General features: G+C 74.6%; 20 protein-coding genes. 7 read left to right on the top strand and 13 right to left on the bottom strand.

Annotated features, from left to right (window positions below):
• Positions 1-44: 44 nt before the first annotated feature.
• Both mtrB and mtrA read right to left on the bottom strand, forming a co-directional pair.
• Complete coding sequence (gene mtrB, locus V6U88_RS09960; RefSeq protein WP_442934609.1) at positions 45-1,661, bottom strand: MtrAB system histidine kinase MtrB; 1,617 nt, start codon at positions 1,659-1,661, stop codon at positions 45-47.
• Positions 1,662-1,811: 150 nt separating this feature from the next.
• Positions 1,812-2,501 (bottom strand): MtrAB system response regulator MtrA, encoded by a 690-nt coding sequence (gene mtrA / locus V6U88_RS09955; RefSeq protein ID WP_154939275.1) that lies wholly within the window; start codon positions 2,499-2,501, stop codon positions 1,812-1,814.
• A gap of 226 nt (positions 2,502-2,727) precedes the next feature.
• On the opposite strand from mtrA, the gene V6U88_RS09950 reads away from it, so the two are divergent.
• From V6U88_RS09950 to V6U88_RS09930, 5 genes are read left to right on the top strand one after another with little or no spacing between them, the layout of a single operon-like run.
• Complete coding sequence (locus V6U88_RS09950) at positions 2,728-3,579, top strand: hypothetical protein (protein ID WP_334451793.1); 852 nt, start codon at positions 2,728-2,730, stop codon at positions 3,577-3,579.
• Positions 3,576-4,259 (top strand): DUF4129 domain-containing protein, encoded by a 684-nt coding sequence (locus V6U88_RS09945; protein WP_334451792.1) that lies wholly within the window; start codon positions 3,576-3,578, stop codon positions 4,257-4,259. The genes V6U88_RS09950 and V6U88_RS09945 overlap by 4 nt, the downstream gene beginning before the upstream one ends.
• Entirely contained in the window at positions 4,256-5,680 is a 1,425-nt protein-coding gene (locus tag V6U88_RS09940; RefSeq protein ID WP_334451791.1) for a DUF4350 domain-containing protein, read from the top strand. The genes V6U88_RS09945 and V6U88_RS09940 overlap by 4 nt, the downstream gene beginning before the upstream one ends.
• Before the next feature lie 59 nt (positions 5,681-5,739).
• On the top strand, positions 5,740-6,669 hold the full coding sequence (locus tag V6U88_RS09935) for an AAA family ATPase (RefSeq protein ID WP_442934608.1): 930 nt from the start codon (positions 5,740-5,742) through the stop codon (positions 6,667-6,669).
• Positions 6,666-7,976 carry a DUF58 domain-containing protein gene (locus V6U88_RS09930; protein ID WP_334451788.1) on the top strand — a complete coding sequence of 437 codons (1,311 nt, stop codon included), beginning with the start codon at positions 6,666-6,668 and terminating at the stop codon, positions 7,974-7,976. The genes V6U88_RS09935 and V6U88_RS09930 overlap by 4 nt, the downstream gene beginning before the upstream one ends.
• A gap of 73 nt (positions 7,977-8,049) precedes the next feature.
• Here the strand turns inward: V6U88_RS09930 and V6U88_RS09925 are convergent, their stop codons facing one another.
• Positions 8,050-9,099, bottom strand: coding sequence for a stage II sporulation protein M (locus tag V6U88_RS09925; protein ID WP_334451786.1), 1,050 nt, complete (start codon positions 9,097-9,099; stop codon positions 8,050-8,052).
• 41 nt (positions 9,100-9,140) lie between these two features.
• Between V6U88_RS09925 and V6U88_RS09920 the strand changes: the two genes are divergently transcribed.
• Together V6U88_RS09920 and V6U88_RS09915 are read left to right on the top strand one after the other, a co-directional pair.
• A complete protein-coding gene (locus V6U88_RS09920; protein WP_334451784.1) occupies positions 9,141-10,127 on the top strand; it encodes an RDD family protein in 987 nt (328 codons plus the stop codon).
• A gap of 195 nt (positions 10,128-10,322) precedes the next feature.
• Complete coding sequence (locus tag V6U88_RS09915; RefSeq protein WP_334451783.1) at positions 10,323-10,475, top strand: hypothetical protein; 153 nt, start codon at positions 10,323-10,325, stop codon at positions 10,473-10,475.
• 177 nt (positions 10,476-10,652) lie between these two features.
• On the opposite strand, the gene ahcY is transcribed toward V6U88_RS09915, so the two are convergent.
• The 10 genes from ahcY to V6U88_RS09865 form a co-directional block, all read right to left on the bottom strand.
• Positions 10,653-12,140 (bottom strand): adenosylhomocysteinase, encoded by a 1,488-nt coding sequence (gene ahcY / locus V6U88_RS09910; protein ID WP_334451781.1) that lies wholly within the window; start codon positions 12,138-12,140, stop codon positions 10,653-10,655.
• Between the two features lie 304 nt (positions 12,141-12,444).
• Positions 12,445-13,608: a mannose-6-phosphate isomerase, class I gene (manA, locus tag V6U88_RS09905; RefSeq protein WP_334451779.1), complete on the bottom strand. Its 1,164-nt coding sequence runs from the start codon at positions 13,606-13,608 to the stop codon at positions 12,445-12,447.
• A 2-nt stretch (positions 13,609-13,610) separates the two neighbouring features.
• A complete protein-coding gene (locus V6U88_RS09900; RefSeq protein WP_334451778.1) occupies positions 13,611-14,618 on the bottom strand; it encodes a cation diffusion facilitator family transporter in 1,008 nt (335 codons plus the stop codon).
• Between the two features lie 76 nt (positions 14,619-14,694).
• Positions 14,695-15,891 (bottom strand): SIS domain-containing protein, encoded by a 1,197-nt coding sequence (locus V6U88_RS09895; protein WP_334451777.1) that lies wholly within the window; start codon positions 15,889-15,891, stop codon positions 14,695-14,697.
• Positions 15,888-16,073 carry a Trm112 family protein gene (locus tag V6U88_RS09890; RefSeq protein WP_334451776.1) on the bottom strand — a complete coding sequence of 62 codons (186 nt, stop codon included), beginning with the start codon at positions 16,071-16,073 and terminating at the stop codon, positions 15,888-15,890. Before V6U88_RS09890 ends, V6U88_RS09895 begins: the two co-directional genes overlap by 4 nt.
• 62 nt (positions 16,074-16,135) lie before the next feature.
• The gene (locus V6U88_RS09885) at positions 16,136-17,518 is read right to left on the bottom strand and encodes a phosphomannomutase/phosphoglucomutase (protein ID WP_334451775.1); all 1,383 of its coding nucleotides are present in this window, start codon (positions 17,516-17,518) and stop codon (positions 16,136-16,138) included.
• A gap of 69 nt (positions 17,519-17,587) precedes the next feature.
• On the bottom strand, positions 17,588-18,664 hold the full coding sequence (locus V6U88_RS09880; RefSeq protein WP_334451774.1) for a hypothetical protein: 1,077 nt from the start codon (positions 18,662-18,664) through the stop codon (positions 17,588-17,590).
• Positions 18,665-18,832: 168 nt separating this feature from the next.
• Positions 18,833-19,504 (bottom strand): deoxyribonuclease V, encoded by a 672-nt coding sequence (gene nfi / locus V6U88_RS09875; protein ID WP_442934601.1) that lies wholly within the window; start codon positions 19,502-19,504, stop codon positions 18,833-18,835.
• Between the two features lie 201 nt (positions 19,505-19,705).
• Positions 19,706-19,930 carry a hypothetical protein gene (locus V6U88_RS09870; protein WP_334451773.1) on the bottom strand — a complete coding sequence of 75 codons (225 nt, stop codon included), beginning with the start codon at positions 19,928-19,930 and terminating at the stop codon, positions 19,706-19,708.
• 70 nt (positions 19,931-20,000) lie between these two features.
• On the bottom strand, positions 20,001-20,459 hold the full coding sequence (locus tag V6U88_RS09865; RefSeq protein WP_334451923.1) for a DinB family protein: 459 nt from the start codon (positions 20,457-20,459) through the stop codon (positions 20,001-20,003).
• Positions 20,460-20,489: the final 30 nt, after the last annotated feature.

The raw sequence follows: 20,489 nt of genomic DNA, 5'->3' as shown, positions 1-20,489 counted from the left end.
TGTTCGCGACTGCGGGGCTCGCAACACCGGCTCACTCCTCGCGCTCACGACCGCACCTCCGTCCGGTCGTCGCCGGTGGCCGGGGCCGGCCCGACGGCCAGGGCGCCCTCGCCGGCGGGGGCGATCGCCAGCAGCTCGCCGGCGCGGGGGCCGCCGAAGGGCAGCGTGGCGTCGGCCGGCACCAGGCGCAGCGGCGAGGTGGTGAGCCGGTCCCCGGCGCGGGCCGGCAGGGTGAGCCGGAACTGCGCGCCCTGCCCCGGGGCGCCCCACGCCTCCAGCCAGCCGCCGTGCAGCCGGGCGTCCTCCAGGCTGATCGACAGGCCCAGGCCCGTCCCGCCGGTCTGCCGGGCCCGGGACGGATCGGCCCGCCAGAAGCGGTTGAAGACCAGCTTCTCCTCCCCCGGCTTGAGCCCGATGCCGTGGTCGCGCACGGTGATCGCGACGGCGGTCTGGTCCATCCCGAGGGTGATCAGCACCGGCTTCGCCTCGCCGTGCTCGACCGCGTTGCCGACCAGGTTGCGCAGCACCCGCTCGACCCGGCGGGGGTCGACCTCGGCGATGACCGGGGTGGTCGGCACGTCGAGGTGGATGGGTACGCCCACCCGCTCGGCCAGCCCGGCCAGCCGGTCGGCGACCCGGTGCACCACCGGCACCAGGTCGGTCGGCTCGGCGTCGAGCATGGCGAAGCCGGCGTCGAAGCGGCTGATCTCCAGCAGGTCGGTGAGCAGCTCCTCGAACCGGTCCAGCTCGGCCTGGAGCAGCTCGGCGCTGCGGGCAACGGCCGGGTCGAACTCGTCGCGCTCGGCGAAGATCAGGTCCGCGGCCATCCGGACGGTGGTGAGCGGGGTGCGCAGCTCGTGCGACACGTCCGAGGTGAACCGGCGCTGCAACCGGGACATCTCCTCCAGCCGGAGGATCTGCCGTTGCAGGTTGGTCGCCATCTGGTTGAACGAGGCGGCCAGCAGGGCCAGGTCGTCCTCGCCGTTGACCACCATCCGCTGGTCGAGCAGCCCGGCGGAGAGCCGCTGGGCGGTGCGGGCGGCCACCCGTACCGGCGTCACCACCAGGCGGGTGACCAGGGCGGCGAGCAGGCCGAGCAGCAGCACCAGGGCCACCCCGGTGGCGAGCACGGTGGCCCGGGCGTCGGCGGCGGTGGCGTCCTGCCGGGTCAGCGGCACCAGGTAGTAGAGCTCCAACTGGCCGAAGCGGGTGGGCACCGGCGACCCGTACACCAGGTACTTGGTCCGGTGCCCGCCGAGCCGGCCGGTGCGGATCTGGTGGGCGACCTTGCCCTCCGCGACGGCGGCCCGCAGCTCCCGGCTGATCAGCGGCCGGACGTCCATCGCCGGGGAAGTCCGGGTCTCGATGATCCCCGCGTAGCTGTCGGCGGTGATCGCCACGACCACCCCGCTGGTCTGCTGCGGGTCACCCCCGGCCAGGTAGTTGACCGTGCCCTCGATGGTGTCCTGGAGCTGGGCCTCCTGCGGCTGGCTGTAGAGGTTGAACTGCTTGGCCGAGTAGTCGCTGCCGCTGCGCAGCCGCAGCAGCACGTCGGTCTGCGCGTTCTCCACCAGGATGTTCGTGATCTTGTTGGCGATCAGGTAGGCGAAGCCGCCGACCAGCAGGCTGGAGACCACCAGCGTGATCGTGACCACCCGCATCTGCAACGACCGGCGCCAGGTCTGGTGCAGGCCGGCGGCCAGGCCGAGACCCTGCCCCACCAGGGCACGGCAGAGCACCCGCGCGGCGGGGCGCCAGCCGGCGGAGGTGCGGGATCGGGGGGTCGGGGAGCTGGTCACGGTGCGACCAGGCTATCCGGTACCCGCCTTGTAGCCCACGCCCCGAACGGTGAGGATGATTTCCGGTCGCTCCGGATCCGGCTCGATCTTGGCGCGCAGCCGCTGCACGTGCACGTTCACCAGCCGGGTGTCGGCCGCGTGCCGGTAGCCCCAGACCTGCTCCAGCAGCACCTCGCGGGTGAAGACCTGGCGCGGCTTGCGGGCGAGCGCGACCAGCAGGTCGAACTCCAGCGGCGTCAGCTTCACCTCCTCGCCGTCCCGGCTGACCGTGTGGGCCGGCACGTCGATGGTGATCTGGTTGCCGGGCGGCCCGATGGTCAGCATCTCCGGGGCGACGTCCTCGCCGCGCCGCAGCCGGGCCCGCATCCGGGCCACCAGCTCCTTGGGCTTGAACGGCTTGACCACGTAGTCGTCGGCGCCGGACTCCAGACCGAGCACCACGTCGACGGTGTCGCTTTTCGCGGTCAGCATCACGATCGGCACGCCGGATTCGGTCCGGATGGCCCGGGCCACGTCGATACCGCTCATACCGGGCAGCATCAGGTCAAGCAGGACGATGTCGGGTCGATTGTCCCGGAACGCGGCCAGCGCCCGTTCCCCGTCGGCGACGAACGAGGGCAGGAAGCCCTCGCTGCGCAGCACGATGCCGAGCATCTCGGCGAGCGCGGGGTCGTCGTCGACCACCAGTACCCGGGCTCTCATGGGATTTATGTTTCCATCCCCGTTCAGTTCGGTGGGATCGGCGTCACCCGGCACGGTACTGCCGTGGGTGGTGTCACCGCACGTCCCACGCGGAACACCGCCGTTGAAGGTCATCTGCTCAGGGCCGCCTGGCGTGCGGGTCCACCCGATCGGACCGGGCGTGTCACCATGATCCCCCGGGCGCGCCGCCGTCCGCCACCGCCACCCGTCAGGAGCAGGAGTACGCGTGCCCGACGTCGGCCCGACCGCCGTGCTCCCGAGGCGCCCGCTCACCGTCGGCGAGCTGCTGGACTCGGCCGTGCTGCTGCTGCGTACCCAGGGTCGGCTGCTGCTCCCGCTGGGCCTGCTCTTCGCCGTCGCCGAGCAGCTGCTGCTGTACCCGCTGCGGCTGGCCGCCGGCGTCGAACCGCCCACCTGGCTGCTGCGCGGGGACGGGTTCGCCGCGCTGTGGTTCCTGCTGGCGCTGGGCGCGGCGAGCGAGGCGGTGATCGTCACGCTGCTCGGCAACCCGGCCGCCCGGGCCGCCGGCGCCGCCCTGCTCGGCCGCCGCGCCGGGGTACGCGAACTGCTCCGCCCCCGCGGGGCCCGCTACGACGCCACCCTGCTCCTGGCGATCCTGGTCGGCCTCGTCGTCATGCTCGCCGGCCTGATGGGCCCGGTGTGGTTCGTCGCGTACGCCCTCTTCGGCTCCGTGGCCGCCGCCCTGGCGGTCGACCGGATGCCGGTGGAGCGGGCGGTCGGCCGCGCCGCGCGGCTCGCCCTACGCGGCGGTGGGCAGGCCGGCGCCGTCCGGCTGCTCGGCTACCTCGGCTGGTGGATCCTGCGGGTCGGCGTGGCCCTGGGCGCCCTCACCGGGCTCGACTCCTTCGACCTGATCGACCTCGACGACCAGGCCCTGGCCCAGGTCGCCGCCATCACGGTCTGGGCCGGCGTGAACGCCGTCGCCTACCCGGCGCTGGCCTGCCTGGACGCGGTGCTGCACCTGGACAACCGGATGCGCACCGAGGGCCTCGACATCCGGCTCGCCCGCTCCCCCGCCGGCCTCGCCGAGCCCGTCCTGCTGGCGGCCGACCGATGAGCTTCAGCCGCTGGTGGACCGAGACCACCGCTGCGCTCGGCGACCTGCTGCCGCTGCCGCTGGCGGCGCTGCTGCTCCTGCTGGCCGCCGCGCTGGCGGCGCTGGCCTGGTACCACTGGCCGGCGTGGGTGCCGCGCCGGCTGCCCCGCCTCCGGCTCCGACTCCCCCGGCTGCGGCTCCGGCTGCCTCGGCTACGGTTCCGGCTGCGACTGCCCCGGCTACGGTTCCGGCTGCGACTGCCCCGGCTACGGTTCCGGCTGCCCCGGCTGTCCCGGTGGCGGCGGCGTCGTCGGGCGCGACCGGCCGCCGAGGCGCCGGAGCTGCCCCGGCCCCGGGAGGAGGCCGAGCCGCCCCGCGGGCCGGCGCTCTCCCTCGCCGACCGGCTGGCCGCCGAGGGCCGCTTCGCGGAGGCGGTCCGGGAACGGCTGCGCGGCATGGTCCGCCGGCTGGTCGCCAGCGGGGCGGTCGAGCAGCGCCCCGGCATGACCGTCACCGAGCTGACCGAGGCGGCGGCCCGGAACCGTCCCCCGGTCGACCCGACGCTGCGCGCGGCGGGCACCATCTTCTCCGAGCTCTGGTACGCCCGGCGTACCGCCTCGGCGGAGCACGACCGGCGGATGCGGGAGCTCGCCGACGAACTGGACCGGGTGCTGGCCGGCGGTCCCGAGGAGCCGCGATGACCGCCACCGCCGCACCGCCGGCCGCCCCCGTGACCGTCCCGCCCCGACGGCGACGCCGCTGGCACCGGCTGGTGCTCCCCTTCGCGCTGGCCGCCGTGCTGCTCACGGTCACCGCGGTCACCCGCGAGGTCGACCAGCCGGACGCCACCGACCGGGGCTTCCTCTCCCCGGTGGCGACCGGCGACGACGGCGGCAGCCGGCTGGCCGAGGCGCTGCGCGGGCAGGGCGTCACCGTGCAGCGAGAGACCGACACCCTGCGGGCCCTGGTGGCGCTCGACACCGGGCCGGCCACGCTGTTCGTACCGGTGCCGCAGCTGCTGCACCCGGACACCGTCGGCGCGCTGGGGAAGCTGCCCGCCGGCCGCCGGCTCGTCCTGGTCGACCCGTCGCTGCCGGTGCTGGAGTCGGTGGACCTGCCGGTGGTGCGGGCCGACCGGCGCTGGGCCACCCGGGCCGTCGCCCCGGACGCCGACGGGGTGCCCTGCCCGCTGCCCGAGGCCACCCGGGCCGGCACCGCCGCCGCGCAGCTCCAGCGCTACGCCCCGCCCCGCGGCTTCGCGGCCACCCTGGACACCTGCTACTCCGGAGGGCTGGTCCACCTGCCCTGGGCGGCCGACGTGGTGGTGATCGGCGCCAGCGACCCGTTCCGCAACGACCGGATCGGCGAGTGGGGCAACCGGGCGCTGGCCACCGGGCTGCTCGGCGGCCACGGCCGGGTGGTCTGGCTCGACCTGGACGGCCCCGCCCCGCCCCCGCACTTCGGCACCGGCACCGGAAACGGCGAGCCGGCCTGGTCGCCCACCCCCGGCGGCTCCACCACCTACGACGGTGGCACCGGTGAGGGCGACGGCGGGCGGCCCGGCGACGGCTACCCGGGCGGCTCCGGGAACCCCGGCGACGCCGGTAACGACCCGTCCGACGGCGAGGACCAGGAGCAGGAGCAGGCCCAGCCGCCGGAGCGGCAGAACCCGCTCTGGGCGGCGTTCCCCGCCTGGTTCTGGGCGCTTCTGGTGCAGCTCGCGCTGGTGGCGCTGCTCGTGGTGCTCTGGCGGGCCCGCCGGCTCGGCCCGCCGGTCGCCGAGCCGCTGCCGGTGCGGGTCCGCTCCGCCGAGACGGTCCTCGGCCGGGCGCGGCTCTACCAGCGCGCCCGCGCCCGCGGCCCGGCCGCCGACACGCTGCGCGCCGCCGCCCTCGACCGGCTGTCCGCCCGGCTCAACCTGCCCGCCACCACCCCGCCCACGGAGGTGGCGGCGCTGGTCGCCGCGCGGGCCGGCGGCACCCCCGACGAGGCGCACGAGCTGCTGTACGGCGGGGAGCCCTCCTCCGACGCCGAACTGCTGGCGCTGGCCCGGTCGCTGGACCGGGTGACCCGTACGGTCGCGGCACCCCCCGACCACCCGACCGAAGGAGACCACCGGTGACCCACCCCGTCGCGCCCGCCCCGACCGCGACCGCCGGCGCGGACGACGCCCGCGCCGCCCTGCACCGGCTGCGCGCCGAGGTGGCCAAGGCGGTCGTCGGGCAGGACGCCGTGGTCACCGGGCTGGTGATCGCGCTGCTCTGCCGGGGGCACGTGCTGCTGGAGGGCGTACCGGGGGTGGCCAAGACGCTGCTGATCCGGACCGTCGCCACCGCGCTGGAGCTGGACTCCAAGCGGGTCCAGTTCACCCCCGACCTGATGCCGGGCGACGTCACCGGGTCGCTGATCTTCGACCCGCACACCGCCGCCTTCACCTTCCGGGAGGGGCCGGTCTTCACCAACCTGCTGCTCGCCGACGAGATCAACCGGACGCCGCCGAAGACCCAGTCGGCGCTGCTGGAGGTCATGGAGGAGCGGCAGGTCTCCGTCGAGGGCGCCCGTCGGCCGCTGCCCGACCCGTTCATCGTCGCCGCCACCCAGAACCCCATCGAGTACGAGGGCACCTACCCGCTGCCGGAGGCGCAGCTGGACCGGTTCCTGCTCAAGCTCACCGTGCCGCTGCCGACCCGGGACGAGGAGCTGGGCGTGCTGCGGGCCCACCACGCCGGCTTCGACCCGCGGGACCTGGCCGCCGCCGGCGTACGGCCGGTGGCCACCGCCGCCGACCTGGCCGCGGCCCGGGATGCGGTCGGCCGGGTGTACGTGGCCGAGCCCGTCCTCGGCTACATCGTGGACCTGTGCCGGGCCACCCGGGCGACCCCGGCGCTGGAGCTGGGCGCCTCGCCGCGGGGCGCGACGGCCCTGCTCAACACCGCCAAGGCGTGGGCCTGGCTGGCCGGACGGGACCACGTCACCCCGGACGACGTCAAGGCCACCGCCCGGCCGACCCTGCGGCACCGGCTGCGGCTGCGCCCGGAGGTGGAGCTGGAGGGCGTCGGGGTGGACGCGGTGCTGGACACGGTGCTGGCCACCGTGCCGACGCCGCGATGACCTGGCGGGCGGCCGTCCTGCTGCTGGGGGGCGCGCTGACCCTGCCGGCGTGGCCGGACCCCTTCCTCGGGGTCGCCGCGATGACCGGCGCGGTGCTGCTGCTCTGCGCCCTGGACTGGGCGCTGGCCGCGCCGCTGCACGCGGTCTCCGCCACCCGCGAGGGCGACCGGACCGTCCGGCTCGGCGGCACCGCCACCGTCGCGCTGCGCCTGGTCAACACCTCCGGCCGTACGCTGCGCGCCCAGGTCCGCGACGCCTGGGTGCCCTCGGCGGGGGCCCTGCCCGACGTACCGCCGGAGCGGGTCGTGCCGGTGGCGGCGGGCGGCGTCGCCCTGCTGCCCAGCCGGCTCACCCCGACCCGGCGCGGCGACCGGCCCGCGGTGGCCCTGGCGGTGCGCTCGCTGGGCCCGCTGGGGCTGGCCTTCCGGCAGCGCGCCGGGCGGCCCGCCACCCCGGCCTGGACGCTGCGGGTGCTGCCGCGGTTCGACTCCCGGCGGCACCTGCCGGAGAAGCTCTCCCGGCTGCGCGTGATCGACGGCATGCAGGTCACCCGGGGACGCGGTCAGGGCACCGAGTTCGACACCCTGCGCGAGTACGTGGTCGGCGACGACGTCCGCTCGATCGACTGGCGGGCCAGCGCCCGCCGGGCCGACGTGCTGGTGCGCACCTGGCGGCCGGAGCGGGACCGCCGGCTGGTCTGCGTGCTGGACACCGGCCGCACCTCGGCGGTGCGCGTCGGCGACGAGCCCCGGCTGGAGACCGCGATCGACGCGGCGTTGCTGCTCACCGCGCTCGCCGCCCGGGCCGGCGACCGGGTCGACCTGATCGCCGCGGACGCCGCGATCCGGGCCACGGTGACCGGCAGCGGGCGGCCGACGCTGCTCGGCCGGTTGGTGACCACGCTGGCACCGCTGCAACCGGCGCTGGTGGAGACGGACTTCGAGCTGATCGTCGGGGAGATCCTCCGTCGGGAGCGGCAGCGCAGCCTGGTGGTGCTCTTCACCGCGCTGGAGGCGGGCGCGCTCGGCGAGGGGCTGCTGCCGGTGCTGCCCCGGCTGGCCGCCCGGCACCGCGTGGTGGTGGCGGCCGTGCACGACCCGGTGCTCACCCGGCTGACCACCGCCGCACCCACCCGCCCCGAGGACGCCTACGCGGCGGCGGCCGGCTGGCGGGCGCTCGCCGAGCGGGACCGCGTCCGCGCCGCCCTGGCCCGCTACGGCGTGACCGTGGTGGACGCCCCGGCGGACCGCCTGGCCCCCACCCTCGCCGACACCTACCTCCGCCTCAAATCCCTAGGCCACCTCTAACCCCCCGACCCCTTTGCGCTGATCATGAAGTTGGCGGCGAAGTCGATCTCTTCCACTGCCGCCAACTTCATGATCACCGGGGTGCGGTGGGGGTGGGGGTGGGTGGGTGCCAGGCGCGGGTGGGGTCGGTGGAGGGCCAGAGTTCGGCCAGCCAGGGGTCGGGGTGGTCGGTGGGTGTCGAGTCGGCGGCGACGGCTCGGCGGCCGAAGACGACGACGTAGCCGAGGAAGGCCAGCCAGACCGTGGCCCCGAGCGCCACGCGGAGCGCTACCGGCACGGGCGCGGGGGTGACGAAGGCTTCCAGCAGGGCGGAGACCGCGAAGAGCCCGACCAGGCCGACGGCGACCAGGATCGCCGAGCGTCCCGCCTCGGCGACGGCCCGGGCCCGGGTGAGGTGCGCCGGGGGCGAGATCCACGCCCACGCCGTACGCAGTCCCACCCCGGCGGCGACGAACACCCCGGTCAGTTCGAGCAGGCCGTGCGGGGTGATCAGTCCGAAGAAGACGTCGGCCCGGCCGTAGGAGACCATCACGCCGCCGACCACGCCGACGTTCAGCGCGTTCTGCCAGAGCAGGTAGAACACGGGCACGACCAGCACCCCGGACGCCAGGCACTGGGCGGCGACCCAGGCGTTGTGGGTCCACAGGTGGAAGGCGAAGGTCGGCGCGGAGAACTCGGTGTAGTAGCCGGCGAAGCCGGATTCGACCAGGTCGGCCGCCGCCTCGGGGCCGATGAACGCCGCGGCGGTGTCCGGGTGGCCGGCGACGTACCAGATGAGGAAGCCGCTGAGCAGGCTGAACCCGGTCGCCACCGCGCACCACCACGGCCAGGCGCGGTAGACGGCGCCCGGGAAGCCGACGGTGAGGAACCGGATGACCGCGGACCAGGACGGACGGCGCCGCCCGGTCACCCGGGCCCGGGCCCGCAGCACCAGCTGGGAGAGGCGGCTGACCAGGCCGGGATCGGGTGAGCGGCTGCGCAGCGCGGACAGGTGGGTGGCGGCGCGCTGGTAGAGCGCCACCAGCTCATCGACCTCGTCGGCGTCCAGCCGCCGCCGGTCGCAGAGCTGCTCCAGCCGCCGCCACTCGTTCTGGTGCTCGGCGACGTACGCGTCGAGATCCACTCGTCCTCCCCCGTCCGGCGCTCATAGTGTTCACTGTGCGGGTGAGAGCGCAACCACCGGTGCCCGCCGCGACCGGCGCCGCCGACCGGTCCCCGACGGGCGCCGACGCCGGCCTGGTCAGCGGCGAGGCCGTCGAGCTGGACGTGCGGGCGGCCCGGCTGGGCTCCCGGGTGCTGGCGCTGCTGCTGGACGTTGCGGTCCAGCTGGTCCTGGTGGTGCTGCTCGCGATGGCGCTGGCGGGCCTGTCGCTGAACGCCCTGCCCGGCGTGGACGGCGCCCTGCTGAACGCGCTGGCGACCGTCCTGATGGTGCTGCTGCTGATCGGCTACCCGGTGCTCTTCGAACGGTTCAACCACGGCCGTACCCCGGGCAAGATGGCCGTCGGGCTGCGGGTGGTCAGCGCCGACGGCGGCCCCGTCGGGGTACGGCAGTCGCTGAGCCGGGCGCTGGTCGGGGTCGCGGTGGAGTGGCCCGGCCTGGTGCTGCCGCTGCTGAGCTGGGTGGCCGGCGTGGCGGTGATGCTCACCGACCGGCGCGGCCGGCGGCTCGGCGACCTGGTGGCCGGCACGATGGTGGTGCACACCCGCACCCAGCAGCCCTGGCTGCCGGCGCCGACGATCATTCCGCCGCTCACCGGCTGGGCGGTCAGCCTCGACCTGACCCGGCTGGACGACCCGCTGGCCCTGGCCGTACGGCAGTACCTGACCCGGGCGCACCGGTTCGCCGAGCCGTCCCGCACCCTGCTGGCCCGGGCACTGTGGAGCGAGGTGGCCGCGGCGACGACGCCGCCACCGCCGGCCCGCGTACCGGAGCCGCTCCTGCTCGCCGCCGTGCTGGCCGAACGGAACCGGCGCGGGGCGCTGCGGCTGCGCCGCTCCCGTACGCTCACCGCCGGCCTCTGGCCCGAGCTGGCACCGAACCCGGCCGGGCCCGCCGTACCCGTCGGGGCGACCACGGACCCCGCGCCGTCCGGCGACCTGCGCCCGGCGGTCCCGGCCCCCCGGGCGACGCCGACGCCCCCGGCCTGACCCCGATGCCGCCCGGTCAGGAGAGGACCGGGCGGCATCGGTCCACCCCACCGACGACGAGGCCACCGTGATCACTTCCATCGCCGACCCCGCCAGGCCACTGCCGCGGCCTGCCGGCCCGTCACCGACGGCCCGCCCGGGCGTGGCCCGGCCACCGTTCCCGGCCGTCCACCCCCGCGCCCTCGGGCACCGGGCATGAAGGGGCTCCTGCCGTGGCTGGCGGTGCTGGCGCTGGTCCTGGTCCTCAGCGAGCTGCGACTGCGCCCGCTGGCCGCCGCGGTGTCGCTGGCCTGGCTGGCCTGGTGCGTCTGGACCTGGATCCGACCCACCCGCCGCCCGTCCCGCTGAGTCGCCTGCGCGCCCCGGCGCCGCACGACATGCGACGTGTCGGGGTGTCCCCGCGCCCGGACACCCCGACACACCGCAAACCGGGGCGGCGGGCGGGTGGGGCCGACGGGCGGCGGCGTACGCGAAAAGGACCGGGTCGGCCGCGTGGCGGCCGACCCGGTCCTTTCGAGGTGGAACTCAGTAGCGGTAGTGCTCCGGCTTGAACGGGCCCTCGACGGAGACGCCGAGGTAGGACGCCTGCTCCTTGGTGAGCTGGGTCAGCTTGGCGCCCAGCGCGTCCAGGTGCAGCCGGGCGACCTTCTCGTCCAGGTGCTTCGGCAGCACGTACACGCCGATCGGGTACTCGTCGGTCTTGGTGTACAGCTCGATCTGGGCGATCGTCTGGTTGGCGAACGAGTTCGACATCACGAAGCTCGGGTGACCGGTGGCGTTGCCCAGGTTCAGCAGGCGGCCCTCGGAGAGCACGATGATCGCGTGGCCGTCGTCGAACTTCCAGAGGTCGACCTGCGGCTTGATGTTCTCCCGGGTGACGTCCGAGCGCTTCGCCAGGCCGGCCATGTCGATCTCGTTGTCGAAGTGGCCGATGTTGCCGACGATGGCCTGGTGCTTCATCCGGGCCATGTGCTCGTTGGTGATGACGTCGTAGCAGCCGGTGGCGGTGATGAAGATGTCGGCCTGCTCGACCACGTCGTCCAGGGTGGCGACCTGGTAGCCGTCCATCGCCGCCTGGAGCGCGCAGATCGGGTCGACCTCGGTCACCACGACCCGGGCGCCCTGGCCGCGCAGCGACTCGGCGCAGCCCTTGCCCACGTCGCCGTAGCCCATGACGACCGCCATCTTGCCGCCGATGAGCACGTCGGTGGCGCGGTTGATGCCGTCGATGAGCGAGTGGCGGCAGCCGTACTTGTTGTCGAACTTGCTCTTGGTCACCGAGTCGTTGACGTTGATGGCCGGGAAGAGCAGGGTGCCGGCGCGGTGCATCTCGTAGAGCCGGTGCACGCCGGTGGTGGTCTCCTCGGTCACGCCCTTGATCTCGGCGGCGATCCGGGTCCAGCGCTGGCCGTCCTCGGCGAGCGAGCGGTGCAGCAGCCCGAGGATGACCGCGTACTCCTCGGAGTCGGCGGACTCGACCGGCGGCACGACGCCGGCCTTCTCGAACTCGACGCCCTTGTGCACGAGCAGGGTGGCGTCACCGCCGTCGTCGAGGATCATGTTGGGGCCGCCGCCGTCGGGCCAGGTGAGCACCTGCTCGGTGCACCACCAGTACTCCTCCAGGCTCTCGCCCTTCCAGGCGTACACCGGGGCGCCGGCCGGGGCCTCGGGGGTCCCGTTCGGGCCGACGACGATCGCGGCGGCGGCGTGGTCCTGGGTGGAGAAGATGTTGCAGGACGCCCAGCGGACCTGCGCGCCGAGCGCGACCAGGGTCTCGATCAGGACGGCCGTCTGGATGGTCATGTGCAGCGAGCCGGTGATGCGGGCGCCGGCGAGCGGCTGGGCGTCGGCGAACTCGCGGCGGATCGCCATCAGGCCGGGCATCTCGTGCTCGGCGAGACGGATCTCCTTGCGCCCGAACTCGGCGAGCGACAGATCCGCCACCTTGTAGTCGCCCTCGGCGAGGGTGCTCGGCCGCGCGCCACTGGTGGACGCCTGGAGGGTGCTGGTCATGGAAGCTCCTGTCGAACGGTGTGCTGCGCGACCTTCCACCTTACGCGCATGGTCCAGTTGTGCACGGAGGCCGCCCGGAGACAGCGCACGGGGCGGTCGGTGATGGACGGACTTTCCGTCCACGAGCCGGCCGCCCCGTGCATCCCCCCGGTTTGGTTCCCCCGCGCGTTACCGGACCTTCGTCGCGACAACGCTGCGTACCCATAGAGTCACACTGCGCCAGAGGCGAGTCAAGCTATTTCGGAAAAGTCGGACTCGTGTCGCGCCACGTGGGCCGACATTCAGCGCGACAGGAGTGGACCCGCTAGCGCAGGCCGGCGGTGGCGACGAACGCCTCACCCGCGCCGCCGAAGACCAGCGGACCTGCGGCGGCCGGGCCGACGGCGGCCTGCCCGGGGCCGAGGGTGACCCGGCCGGCCCCGTCGTCCACCGTGACCCGCCCGGCCCGGCAGAGCACCACCCGGGGCCCCGGCGACGGCAGCCGCACCTCGGGCGTGGCCGCGTCCACCGTCACCCGGTGCAGCGCGAAGTCCTCGACCGGCACCGGCCAGCAGACCACGCCCGGCGCCACCGGCCGGGCGGTGACCACCGGGTCGGCCAGCACCTCGAAGCGGAGCACCCGCAGCAGCTCGTCGACGTCCACGTGCTTCGGCGTGAGCCCGCCGCGCAGCACGTTGTCGCTGGCCGCCATGATCTCCACCCCGGTGCCGCGCAGGTAGGCGTGCAGGTTGCCGGCCGGCATCCAGATCGCCTCCCCCGGCGCCAGCCGCACGTGGTTCAGCAGCAGCGCCACCAGCACCCCGGGGTCGCCCGGGTAGCTGGCCGCCAGCGCCCGGGCCAGCTCGGCGTCCGGACCGGCGACGCCCGCCGACACCACCGCGTCGACCAGCCCGGCGCGCTGGGCCGCCGGCCAGGTCAACAGCAGGCGTACGGCGTCCCGCAGGCCCGCCGGCCCGGTGCGCAGCGCGGCCACCACCGGTTCCAGCGCGGGTACGCCGAACGCGGCGAGCACGTCCGCCGACTCCGCCGGATCGCGGAACCCGCACAACGCCTCCATCGGCGCGAGCGCGACCAGCATCTCCGGCTTGTGGTACGGGTCGACGTAGTTGCGCGGCCCGTCGGTGCGCGCCGCGTCGGCCGCGTACCCGGCCCGGGCCTGCTCCGGGTCCGGATGGGCCTGCAGGCTCAGCGGGGCGTCCGCGGCGAGCACCTTCAGCAGGAACGGCAGCCGGGTGCCGAACCGGTCGAGGACCTGCTCGCCGAGCCAGCGGCCCGGCTCGGCGGCGATCAGGTCGACCAGGCTCACCCGGTCGCCGCCCCGGTCGACCGTGGCCGGGGCGCCCGGGTGGGCGCCCAGCCACAGCTCCGCCTCCGGCCCGTCACTGGGCACCGGGCGCCCCTGCAGCTCGGCGATGGCCGAGCGGGACCCCCAGGCGTAGTTGCGGATCGGGCCGTACAGCGGTTCCACGCTCAGCCTCCGGCCCGCCCGGCGACGTCACCCGGCTCGGTCTCCGACCCCGGTACGGCGGTGTGCGCGGCCGTGCCCGTGCCCGCGCCTGCGGCGGCGGCGGAGTAGATGTCCGGCTCCAGGTAGATCACCCGGGCGGTCGGCACGGCGGCGCGGATGCGGTCCTCGACGATGTTGATGCCGCGGGCCAGTTGCTCGGCGTTGTCGCAGGCCGGCACGCCGATCTTCGCGGCGACCATCAGCTCCTCGGGGCCGAGGTAGAGCGTCTTCATGTGGATGATCCGCTCGACCTCGGGGCCGTCGGTGATCGCCTTCTCGATGGCGGCGACGTCGTGCGTCTCGGCACCCTCGCCGAGCAGCAGGCTCTTGGTCTCGATGGCGAGGACGATCGCGATGACCACCAGCAGCACACCGATCATCGCGGTGCCGAGGGCGTCCCACACCCCGTCACCGGTGATCAGGGTCATGCTGACACCGAAGAGCGCGAGGATCAGACCGACCAGCGCGCCGAGGTCCTCCAGCAGCACCACCGGCAGCTCGGGCGCCTTGGCCCGGCGGACGAACTTCACCCAGGACTGGTCGCCCCGGACGAGGTTCGACTCCTTGATCGCGGTCCGGAAGGAGAACGACTCCATGATGATCGCGACCACCAGCACGACGACCGGCACCGCCTTGTAGTTCTCGATGCCACCCCCCTCGTGCCACTTGTGGTACGCCTCGTAGAGCGCGAAGAGGCCACCGACGCTGAACAGCACGATCGACACGATGAACGCGTAGATGTAGCGCTCCCGGCCGTACCCGAAGGGGTGCTGCGGGGTCGCCTCGCGCTTGGCCCGCTTGCCGCCGAGCAGCAGCAGGCCCTGGTTGCCGGAGTCCGCGACGGAGTGGATCGACTCCGCCAGCATCGACGAGGACCCGGTCAGGAGGAACGCGATGAACTTGGTGACGGCGATGCCGACGTTGGCCAGCAGGGCGGCGACGATCGCCTTCGTCCCGCCGTTGGCGCTCACGCCCCCGCTCCGTTCCGCCGCGTGGAGGCGTCGATCGCCACGCCGCTGAGCTGGGCGGTTCGTCCCTTGCGTTCGCTCACTGGTTCGACAGCTCCTTCATTTCGGTGATCGCCGGGACCGCCATCGGGTCCAGACCGTGGGCCAGGGCCAGGTAGACCGAGGCGAAGTCGGGTACCGCCACGAGCGAGGCGAGCCGCTCCAGCGCGGAGCCGCCCTCGGCGGTCACCACGTCGCAGCGCACGCCGCGCCGCTCGGCGAGGGTCTGCACCGCGTCGGCGCGGCGCTCCTCGACGGCGAGCGGCTCGTCGGTGTCGTCCTCGGCGTTGAGCCCGCCGTCGCGCAGCAGCACCAGCCGCAGCCGCGTCGGGTCGCCCTCGACCTCGCCCGGGTCGGCGAAGATGTCCCGCGCCGACTCGACCAGGCCGCCGAAGACGCCGTCGAGCAGGCCGACACGCCCGCGCCCGGCCTCGCCGAGCGCCCCGGTGACCACCGGGTAGCGGGCGTTGGCCGAGAGCGTGTCGCCGAAGCGCCGGGCCGCGACGGTGGCCAGCGGGGACGATCCCCAGACGATCGGGATCGACCCGGCCAGCCCGAGGGCCAGCGACTTCGCCGGGTTGACGAAGGACTCCGCGGTGGGGCGGCACCGATCGGCGTCGGCGTCCAGCCGGGCCGCGGTCTCCGCCAGATCCGCCTCGTTGACCTTCACGAGGCCGAGCGTACGGGCGGCCAGCAGAACCGGCACGGTGAGCGCCCAGAGACTGGCCCGGGCCGGGGCGCGCCGGGGCACCGGGATGAACGGGGCCCGGGCCCGCTCGGCGACGGACTGGAGCTGCGAGTCGGGCGCGCCGACGGCGACCAGGCGCGCGCCGCGGCGGTGCGCGGCCTCGGCGGCGCCGAGCGCCTCGGGGCTGCGACCGGAGGCGCTGACCGCGATGACCACGTCGGCCGCGCCGACCCAGCCGGGCACGCCGGCGCTGCGGTGCGCGATGACCGGCACCGGGCAGCGCGGCCCGGCGACCGTGGCGAGCACGTCACCGGTACGCCCGGCGGTGCCGATGCCGGCGATGACGACCGCCCGGGGACGACCGCCGTCCTCCAGCAGCGCCAAATTCGCCTCGGCGGCCAGGCTCGCCGACTCGCGCACCTGGGCGCCCGCCGAGGCGGTGAAGCGCAGCATGCCACCCGGGTCCTGCTCGGCGAAGGTGTCCGGGTCGTCCAGGACGGACTCGTCGGCCACCCGCCGGCCGCTGACCCCGGCCGAACCGTCCATCACCGCTGCGCCTCCGGGCCGCCGCGCGCCTCGTCCAGCAGCAGCACCGGCACGTCGTCGCGTACCTCGAAGATGCGACCGCACTCGGTGCAGGTGAGGGTCTGCGCCTGCGCGTCGTAGTCCAGCGGGGCGTGGTGTGTGTCCGGGCAGGCGAGGATCTCGAGCAACTGCGGGTCCAGGGCCACGGTGCGGCTCCTTCCACGTGTGCGGTCTCGTCGGCCGGCGGTGCCGACCGGCGCAGGCGATCTTATCGGCGAACCCGCTCCAGCACCTCGTCGCGCAGCGAGATCATTCGCTCCTCGGTCGGGCCCTCGACGTTGAGCCGCAGCAGCGGCTCGGTGTTGGAGGGGCGCAGGTTGAACCAGGCCCCGTCCGGGAAGCTCAGGGTGAGACCGTCCAGCTCGTCGGCCTCCGCACCCGGGTACGCGGCGCGCACCTCGGCGACCTTCGCCGCCTGGTCGGAGACCGTGGAGTTGATCTCGCCGGAGGCGACGTACCGCTCGTAGATGCTGGCCAGGATCGACAGCGGCTGGGACTGCTCGCCGAGGGCGGCCAGGGTGTGCATGGCGGCGAGCATGCCGGTGTCGGCGAACCAGAAGTCCCGGAAGTAGTAGTGCGCCGAGTGCTCCCCGCCGAAGATGGCGTTGGTGCGGGCCATCTCGGCCTTGATGAACGAGTGGCCGACCCGGGCCACCACCGGCGACCCGCCGTGCTCGCGGATGATCTCCGGCACCGCGCGGGAGGTGATCAGGTTGTGGATCACCGTGGATCCGGGGTGCTTGGCCAGCTCGCGGGCCGCCACCAGGGCGGTGATCGCGGACGGGGAGACCGGCTCGCCGCGCTCGTCGATCACGAAACAGCGGTCGGCGTCGCCGTCGAAGGCGAGCCCGATGTCGGCGCCGTGCGCCACCACCGCGCGCTGGAGGTCGACCAGGTTCTTCGGGTCGAGCGGGTTGGCCTCGTGGTTGGGGAAGGTGCCGTCCAGCTCGAAGTAGAGCGGCACGATCTCCAGCGGCAGGGGCGGCAGGGCGGCGTCGCCGAGCACGGTGGGCACGGTGTAGCCGCCCATTCCGTTGCCGGCGTCGACGACCACCTTCAGCGGCCGGATGGTGGAGAGGTCGACCAGCTTGCGCAGGTGCGCGGCGTAGTCCGGCAGCAGGTCCCGCCGCCGGGCCGGGACCGGCGGCTCGCCGGCCCCAAGCTCACCGCGGGCCAGCAGCGCCTGGGCCCGGTCGCGGATGTCGGCCAGGCCGCTGTCCTGCCCGATCGGGCGCGCCCCGGAGCGGCACATCTTGATGCCGTTGTACTGCGCCGGGTTGTGGCTGGCGGTGAACATCGCGCCGGGCAGGCCCAGCGCGCCCGAGGCGTAGTAGAGCATGTCGGTGGAGGCCAGCCCCAGCTCGATCACCGAACGGCCTTCGGACCGCACGCCGGTGGCGAAGGCGCTCGCCAGGGCGGGGCCGGTGGCCCGCATGTCGTGCGCGATGAGCACGGCGTCGCCCGGCTCACCGGAGTCGTTCAGGACCTGCGTCAAGGCCGCCCCGAGCGCCTCCGCGGTGCGCTCGTCCCACTGGTCGGGCACCGTCCCCCGGACGTCGTACGCCTTCACGATCTGGGACAGGTCAGACACCGGGCTCGCTCCTCGACAGCAGGTCTTCAACGAACCTGAGCCTAACGGAGCGGCGGGGTGCGCCCTGTCCTAGCCGGGCAGGCGGGGCATGAAGGTCGTCGCCTCCCCGTCAGGCGGCGTGGAGGCGGGCCGCTGCGGCGCCGGCGGCGTGGCCGCGGGCGGGGCCGACGTCGGCGCGCCGTACACCCCGCCGGCGGGACGAGGCGCGGGCGTGACGGTCGGGTACGCGCCGGCGCCGCCGTACAGGCCGTTGGGGCGGGCCGGGCCGGGCTGCTGGCCGTACACCTGGGGGGTCGGCGCGGGGGTGGCGCCGGGCACCCCGCCGCCGGAGCGGTAGGTGGTCGGACCGGGGTTGCGCGGCAGCGGGACGGCCGGGTACTCCGCCTGCTCGCGGGCGGGCCCGCGGTCCTTGCGGTTGTTGCGGATGAGCAGGGCGATCAGCCCGGCGCCGATGGCTACCAGGGCGATGCCGAACCACATGATCATGGATCCTCCGGAGGACTCTTCGGCAGCGGCGGTGGCCTGGCCGGGGGTCGGGGCGGCGAGGGCGGCCAGGGTCGGCTCGTCCGTGGCGGCCGGGGTCTCGGTCGCGCTCGGGGTGGGGGTCGGGGTGGGCTTGCGGCTCGGGGTCGGCGACGCGCTCGCGGCGAGGCGGCCACCGACCCGGGAGCTGTCGGCGCCCCGGCCGATGAGTCGGCCGACGGCGGTCGTCGCCTCGCCGACCACCTCCAACCTGCCCGCCGGGGCGCCCGCGACGAACGCGACCCGGTAGCGAACGGTGATGCTCTTCCCCTTGCACAACGTGGCATTCGCCGGCGAGGTACGGGCGGTGGCGACGCTGCCACCGCCGCCGGAGACGGCCACCGGGAACCAGCGGCCCCCGATGTTCACCTGTACCCGCACCTGGTCCGGGTTCAACCCGGCGAGCCGCAACCCGAGCGAACTGCGCAGCAGCACGCAGCCCTCGGTGCGCTTGCGCACCTCCATCTGGACGCCGCCCGCGGAACCGCCCGCGCTGAAGCTGCTCGCCGCGCGGACTCCGACCCGGTCGGAATCGGCGTACGCGGGAGCGGCGGCGACGGCGAGCAGGCCGCCGAGCAGCGCAGCGCCCGCCACCAGGCGCACGACCTGCCGACGCACGGTCATCTCCACCTCACCGTCTCTCCCCCGCTGAAATCCGGCGTCAGGCTACTACCGGGTCAGGGGGGCCTCCCCCCATTGAGCGCTCCAGATGTGTGCCGCATTACCCCGCGCGCCGTGTCGTGGGTCACGTCGACGGCCTGAATGGAGGCCGTCGGTCGCGGTGGCGGCGGGTCAGGTGAGGGCGGCGGCGAGGGCCTCGCGGCACAACCGGTCCGCGGTGCGGGTGGTCTCCGGCAGCCGGTAGCGCGGCGTGAGCGCGAGCACCTGATCGACGGCGTTGTCCAGGCTCATCCGGTGCCCGACGCTGACGAAGACCGGCTTCACCCCGTCCCGGGTCCGCAGCACCCGCCCGACCGGCTCTCCCCCGTCCACCAGCGGCGTGCCGTCACCCCGCCGCGGCCCCGGCTCGGTCCACTCGCCGACCAGCCGGGTCTTGCCCACCCCAATGGCCGGCAGCCCGGTCACCACCCCCAGGTGACAGGCGAGCCCGAAGCGGCGCGGGTGGGCCAGCCCGTGCCCGTCGCAGACCAGCAGCTCCGGGCGGACGGTCAACCCGTCGAGCGCGGCCAGCAGCGCCGGCAGCTCCCGGAAGGCGAAGAGCCCCGGCACGTACTCGAAGGCCAGCCGCCCCACGCTCACCGCCCGGTCGACCACCGCCAGCGTCGCGGCGTCCAGCACGGTGACGGCCGCCGCGAGCAGGTCACCGCGCTCCGCGTACGCGACGTCGAGGCCGGCCACCGGCGCGGGCCGGCGCGGACCCGGCCCGACCAGGTCGGCGAGGGGCCGCAACCGATCTTGTACGGCCACCGCCTCCGCGACCGTCCTCGGCGTGTCCACCTGCACCGGCGCCCCTCTCCGTCGCCGCGTCCCGGCGTAGCCCTGCCGTCTCGCGCCCTCGGCCCGCTCTTTGTCGCTTCATGCCGCGCCGGGGTCCGGTCCACTCATGCTCGGGCTTGATCGTCCCCAGTTGCGCCGGGTCGGGGTGTCTCCAGCGGCGGACACCCCGAGATCGCGCAACTGGGGTTCCCACTCCTGCCGGCGCCCCTATTCGCCGTCGTCGGCCCTGTCCGGTCGCTCGTCCGCGCGGGCGGCCGGACGCTCGTCCTTGCGGGTGATGGCGCCGAAGGCGACCGCGAAGGCGATACCGAAAGCGACACCGAAGGCCACCCCACCCTTGTCCCGGAAGATGGACAGGCCGACGACGAGGCCCAGCAGGAGGCCGCTCACCCATGCCAACCACTGCCGCTTCGACATGCCGGAGTTCGTCATGGGCCGATCCTATTTGGAGCGGGCGAACACCTGCTCCGCCTGCTCGCCCGGCCGCACCTGCACGGCCGGGTCACTGGCCGACGCGGCCGTCGATGCGCTCCCGCAGGAAGTCGGCGTGGCCGTTGTGGCGGGCGTACTCCTCGATCATGTGCACCAGCAGTTCGCGCAGCGAGATCGTCAGGTCTCCCCGGTACCCCTTGACGCCCAGGTCGGCAGCCTCGTCGACGAAACGTTCGGCGTACGCGACCTCCGCACGCCAGGCCGCCCACGCCTCCTCGACCACCTTCGGGTCGGCGACCGCGCCGTCGAAGTCGGCGTCGGGCTCCTCCTCCGTGCACCAGATCCGCGGCGCGTCCTCGCCGGCCATGGTGCGCCGGAACCAGCCCCGCTCCACCTCGGCCATGTGCCGGACCAGGCCGAGCAGCGACATCGTCGACGGCGGCACGCTGCGCCGCGCCAGCGCCTCGGCGTCGAGGTCGGCGCACTTGAGCTCCAGGGTCAGCCGGTGGTCACGCAGGTAGCCGACCAGGAGGCTCCGCTCGTCGTCGAAGCCGCCGGT

Origin of the sequence: Micromonospora sp. CPCC 205739 (assembly GCF_036906795.1) — a bacterium.
Lineage (GTDB): Bacteria > Actinomycetota > Actinomycetes > Mycobacteriales > Micromonosporaceae > Micromonospora.
Note: the sequence above shows the minus strand (reverse complement) of the source record. Positions and strands in the feature narration are given on the sequence as shown.